Source organism: Vibrio sp. 1F279 (genome assembly GCF_041439815.1).
GTDB classification, from domain to species: domain Bacteria; phylum Pseudomonadota; class Gammaproteobacteria; order Enterobacterales; family Vibrionaceae; genus Vibrio; species Vibrio tasmaniensis_A.
In genome coordinates this window covers 1-5801 of sequence record NZ_JBGOOU010000080.1, presented here as the reverse complement: position 1 = coordinate 5801, position 5801 = coordinate 1, and the positions used below count along the sequence as shown (strand labels likewise).

Sequence of the window (5801 nt, the reverse complement as noted above, 5' to 3'; positions counted from 1 at the left end):
GTAACTGTTGTGTTTGACCTTTCGCGACTAAGACCTGTGAAGGCGTGACGGTGAGTGAGGTGACGATGGCATTGGTCACCTCCACGTCCACTGTGTTACTGGTGACTCCGTCTAGGAAAGCCTCAACCGTCGTGGTGGCGACTGTGTCCCCAGACAATAAACCAGTAGGCGTGACCGTTGCTGTCTGTGGTTCATCCGGTGTCCACGTGACCGAACGGCTGACATCTGATGAGGTCCCATCACTGTAGGTCGCTGTTGCAAGTAACTGTTGTGTTTGACCTTTCGCGACTAAGACCTGTGAAGGCGTGACGGTGAGCGAGGTGACGATGGCATTGGTCACCTCCACGTCCACTGTGTTACTGGTGACTCCATCTTTAGTGGCTGTGATCTTTATAAATCCTAACGCTTTGCCAATTAATTGTCCCGGTTCTACAAAATATCCAATGTTCTTGTTATTAGAGCGCCAAATGCTTAAATCAGTTAGCACCTTTGAAGAGTGATCAGAATAATAACCTACTGCGACGAAAGCTTTTTTGTTCCCCTTCCTCATCGTTAATTTACTTGTTCCCCGAATTCCTGATGAGGAGACGCTAATATCGATCCGTTCTAATGTTATTGCTGGTTTTACATCAACCTCTTCTGACAATTCTAAATTACAACCTGCCAAGAAGAGTATAATTAATATATAAAGGGAGATAATTTTATTCATGGCTATAGCTAGTATGGTTATAAATTAAAAATGATTCTTATAAATTCGATTAATAGCAGAGGAAATGACAATCATTTAAGATAATTAATAAATTATTTAACTTAAAGCAATGATTTTATATTTTTAATTAATTATCTTTATTTATAAATATAATCATGAATAAACCCTGTATTTCGCTTTCAAATAGTACTAACTTTAGCGTTTAAAATTGGCAGATAATTAATTAAAAATAAATAATAAAAATCCCCCCCCCATACAGTATTGATAGTGTTAACGTATTTTAACTAAAGAGAAAGAACTAAGCTGAGCTCAGCTGCAAGGAGATTATCAACAATGGTTTATCAATGGGCAGTATTTCGTCATCAGCATCCTATTTTCGGGGGAGGATGTGAACTATTTGTTGTCCTGCTCGCTTTTTTATCAATAGCCTTACCTCTAATATGTGAAGAAAGCTTATTAATACTAGGAATATCTTTAGGACTTGCCATCATCTGCTTTACTCTATTTTTACTTTTTGCCCAAAGTGACAAGATCCGAAGGTCTATGCCTAGCTAGAAAAATGCTATTAAGTCCTTAAAAAACTAGGAGCTCTTCCCTCGTTTGCTTGGGTTTTCAGCGTATCTATCTAAGTGACTACTCACCGCCTATTGGGCGATGCTTCTTATTTCGTTAGCCATTGCTCGATAGTATCAAGACTTACGCAGCTTCCATAAGCAGAGACGATTATCCAACCGCCTTTAATTCTAGAAGGCCTTTATCACGGATATTAAGGGCGGCGTTTAAGTCACGATTTATGTCTGTAGTGCCGCCTGATGGACAATCCCACTTGCAAACCGATAAGGGCATTTCTTCCACTTTATGACCGCAACAACAGCACGTTTAGAGCTTGCGTCCCACTGATTTAGTTTAACTAGATATTTGCCTTGCTCTTTTAGTTTGTACTCCAACTTAAAGACAAAACTATGCCATGAGGCGTCCGCTATGTGTTTCGCCAGTTTGCGGCTTTTCATCATGTTTGTTGATTTCAATGTCTCAATTATCACCGCTTGGTTTTCGTCAACGAGAGTTCGAGAAAGCTTATGTTGAAAATCAGCACGAGCGTTAGCCACTTTTTCGTGGCATTTGGCAACGAGCAATCTAGTTTTTGCTCGATTGGCACTGCCTTTTGCTTTTCTAGATAGCTGACGCTGCTTTCGTCTGAGATTCTTCTCAGCACGTTTTACAAATCTTGGGTTAGCTGTCTTTCTACCGTTCGATTCAATAGCAAAATGAAATAGACCTAGATCAATACCAGTTACCTTGCTTAACGTAATGCTCTTAACCTTGCCTACAATCTCACGGTGATTATTCGCCTCTACAGGCTTTATTTTCGGGAGTTTGATGCACCATCAAAGACTTTTACACCAACACAGTGATAGCTCGATTGCTTACCGTGTCTACGTTTGAATGTGGGTACTTGGCTTTCAACTTCGGATTAAAGAAGTTATCAAAGGCTTGGTGACGATTGAGTACAGATTGCTACAAGACGGTTGAATCATCTTGCTTCAACCAGTGGTATTTACGCGATTTCTTGGCAACTGCAAGTAGTGGCTTGATGTCCTTTTTAGGATTCAGTAAGTTTTGAAAAAATCACCACTCCAAGACAAAGTTGCTTGGTAGTTACAATACGCATAATCGCCTGGTGCTCACAAAGAGCAAAAGCGTTGCTCGTATAACAAACCCGAACCGATTGAATGCCGAAAACGACTGGAATATCGAAACAAAATTCAGACCTATTGATGGCCTTACCTTATGAGGGTTTGATGCCGTCGCGCATCAGCCGACCTTAATCGTTATACAGACAAGAGAGTAAACCTTTGGCCGACGCGCGATGCTCGGAGGTTGTTTCTGTCGTCTTTTCCGTTTTCTTCGCATAGGCGTCGTCTTCTCGCATTTGTTTAATGGTGGTAGCACAGTCACACACTCTGATACTCACCCCTCCCCCCGGTGCCTTTAGTATTAAGAAGTCGATTGAATTCACCCAAATCACGTGCCTGGATATGTCAGAGGAAACCGTAGAACGTATTTTCATGTGACCCTCTAAACGCCAAAACGCACATCAAAACAAAACCCTGAGCACTTAAACGTCCCCTCCTCCGTTTGCACGAATCGCAACGCTGGAAACACAGACCCGTAAGTGGTGTACAGAATAATGTGATCCGCTCGCTCGTGAAGAAACCATTCACCAAAGCCAGCGCCATTTAATTCAATGAAAAAGTCACGGATTTCATGGAAAGCAAAACGACGCGACACCAATTGCGGAAACTGCTGCTTGATAGCTTCAACGAACCCTTGGCCTTTTAACGACGCGATATCAGCCTGTTGCTCTGGCGACTGACGACGACTGAACATTTTTAAACGCTGGATTTTGGAAACCCAATCAGACTTTCTTTTCGCCTCATCACGACACTTTTTGACTTGATAGCGCAACTTCAAGACCGCCAAAGATCTAGAGACATCATTTTTTGGTGAGCTTTCGTGCCCAGCGGCGAAACGCTGGTCGCTGAACTTTGATTTAGAGAGAGTTAGGCTTGAGTGTCGTTGTACCATGAGGAGTTTCCTTTCTGTTTGAGTATCACTTTTATGGAGCCGCTTGGCTGTCCGGCAAACGTTCTTGGTTCTCAAGGACAAGGGCGCGAAGCGTTCATATACCCTTGTCATTGGGGTTCAGAACGATCACGGTTAACAGCCTGTGAGCCCATCAAATGATGTGAGTCGAAAGGGAAATAGGCACATAAGACAATAAGCCTTTACTCGAACTTAATTAAAGTCAGTGAAAGGAGTGAGGAAGCGCAAGCGTTCTGGCCACGCCTTCGAAATAGGACGTTCTTCATCTCAAAGCCAGCCTCAGACAATTCTAGAGGGGTGATGAGGCTACCTTTTGCTCCGGTAAAGTGATTAGCTAAACAAACGAGGTCTTCCACGATCACCTTGCTTGGTCCGTTGCCATTGTTGGATCACTTTTTCATCAATCCAAAATGTCAGCCGACCCACGATTGCAGGGGTTGGGGTGTAGATTTAACCACACTGTATTTACATTAATATCAAATTTCTCTTTTACAGGGGTCCTGTCACCCCCAAAATACAGGCTAAAAATAACAATAATCTAAACTTTCTTATCTTGCTATCGCTTCAATTAATGCCAACCCACCACCTAATCGCAAAATTTTTGATTTAAAAGACTAGTAAAATCAAAGAAATGTCATTCTCAATACTCGATTGGACTCACTTGTAAGGAAAACATAATTGATAGTTAATTTATTAGTATTCGGTCTGCATTAAGAGTTAGGTGGAGCCTCGTTTAACTGATTTTAATCAAAGGTAGTAATATATGTACACAAGGACAAGAATACTGTTCTATTTGAGTTGTTTTTTTCTCTCCTTTAATGCTAGAGCGATCGATTTATCAAATAGTTACGTGACATTTTATGAGGGACCACAATTGAGTGATCAAGCATTTCTCTACCCTATACTTAGAGAGAAAGATACTCGGGAGCTCACCTATCTTGATGACCTCATTTTAGATTCTCTGAGAGGTGGGAAGTTGGGTTATCAATATTTTGATTCCGGTGGAACGCGCGCAACTTGTCAGGGGTCCAGAGGTGGTTTCATACCAATAGGCAAGAAAACCACCGTAAGAAATCTTAGAGTCCCGTCTTGCTACAACAGCTTAATCATGCGTACGCGCTTATGTCTTTATGACAAGGACAACAAGTATATTGGAGGAAATTGTACAGACTCTTACTATGGCCATACTTTTAATCCTTTAACAGAGAAGCCTAGTGACTATAGGTACAAGAAAAATGGGACGTTTGAGGGATGTGAGTTGAACCCGGTAAAAGTAAAGCTAAGTGACATCTATGAGGATTCGGCTTTAGCCCCTGAGGCAATACATACGTACTTTCCTATTGGAACTTGTCGCGCGGTGCATTTAGAAAGTCCTGACTATAAAAGTTTTACCTCGATTCTCTCTCAGATGCATCCTAAAATATATAAGCGCTTAGGACCTAAGTGCACAGTTCTAGAAACTGAACCAGTGTCTCTAGCCCATACTAATGGGACAGTTATTCATCCTAGTATCAAACCTACAAAAGTAGGTTGCTTATAATTTTTTGCTATGTGTAGTGGTCAACTGAAATTGGCCACGGTTTTAGAGGGTACCCAAGACAATCTCTCTGATTCATTAGGTGTGAGGCCACCATTATAGTGATGTGGCCTCAATTGGCTGTAATAGCCAATGATGTATTGGATAATTTATTGTTGAGCCTCAGAAAAGCTACGATAACCTACTGTTGGGATCCACTCCGTCTTTAAGCTTCTAAAGAAACGTTCCATTGGAGCAATCTCCCAGCAATTTCCTCGTCGAGATAAACTTTGTTTTATCTGAAAACGCCACAGTAACTGACGATATTTTCTACTCATCTAGTGACTGTCTTGCTCGCTGTGGAATGTAGCCCCTTTAGGCTTTCCTATACTGATGTCTCGGTAATTGACAGCTAATCGAACCAAGCGTTTTCATTAGCTTTGTTGCTAGATAACGGCTCAGAGCTACGCCTTGATTTATCACCAGATCAGCAATAGTTCTCGCTCCCGAAGAGCCATTGCTTACCGCTGCGGTCCTCACCTCGCTTGCGGTCACCCCCTCATAAATTCCGTTGTGGAAGGTCATTAATGGCGACGGCAACATACAGCGATAACACTTCATACGATGTAAGCGATTCCTTGACGTGGACGTCGAATGAGCTGAGCACGGCAACGATGACACCTACTGGCTGGTTGTCAGGGGTTGCGGTTGGCAGCACGACAGTCACGACAGCTGAAGATGGAGGTATCACCACTCACACAATCGACGTGAATGTGTTCACATGTAGAGTTACTGGATCTTCATGTCTTGAGAGCTTCGATACTGGGAGTAGGAAGATGTTTATCAACTCACCATCAAAAATATTCCTAAATAGCCTCGGCGGAGAAAATATTGGTTTTACAAAAAAAAGGAGTTATACCCGTGATCATTGAAGGAGCTTGATTTTTTGCAATGAGAAGATCATGCTAT

The 5801-nt window shown here is 42.1% G+C and carries 4 protein-coding genes and 1 pseudogene; all 5 read right to left on the bottom strand.

The window, feature by feature from the left end:
• On the bottom strand, window positions 1–550 hold a 550-nt coding region (locus tag ACED60_RS25085), incomplete at its 3' end, for an Ig-like domain-containing protein (protein WP_371728687.1).
• 882 nt (window positions 551–1432) lie between these two features.
• The gene (locus ACED60_RS25080; protein ID WP_198592117.1) at window positions 1433–1555 is read right to left on the bottom strand and encodes a transposase; all 123 of its coding nucleotides are present in this window, start codon (window positions 1553–1555) and stop codon (window positions 1433–1435) included.
• Window positions 1501–2022, bottom strand: a complete 522-nt coding sequence (locus tag ACED60_RS25075) for an RNA-guided endonuclease TnpB family protein (protein WP_261378918.1) — start codon at window positions 2020–2022, stop codon at window positions 1501–1503. Before ACED60_RS25075 ends, ACED60_RS25080 begins: the two co-directional genes overlap by 55 nt.
• A gap of 766 nt (window positions 2023–2788) precedes the next feature.
• The gene (locus ACED60_RS25070; protein ID WP_102258285.1) at window positions 2789–3298 is read right to left on the bottom strand and encodes a hypothetical protein; all 510 of its coding nucleotides are present in this window, start codon (window positions 3296–3298) and stop codon (window positions 2789–2791) included.
• A 1578-nt stretch (window positions 3299–4876) separates the two neighbouring features.
• Window positions 4877–5360 (bottom strand): annotated as a pseudogene (locus ACED60_RS25065) (integrase core domain-containing protein); the annotation flags it as partial.
• Between the last annotated feature and the right edge of the window lie 441 nt (window positions 5361–5801).

Excerpts from the sequence above, each read along its gene's own strand:
- ACED60_RS25080 (WP_198592117.1), bottom strand. The coding sequence starts at position 1,555 with ATGCCCTTATCGGTTTGCAAGTGGGATTGTCCATCAGGCGGCACTACA.
- ACED60_RS25070 (WP_102258285.1), bottom strand. The coding sequence starts at position 3,298 with ATGGTACAACGACACTCAAGCCTAACTCTCTCTAAATCAAAGTTCAGC.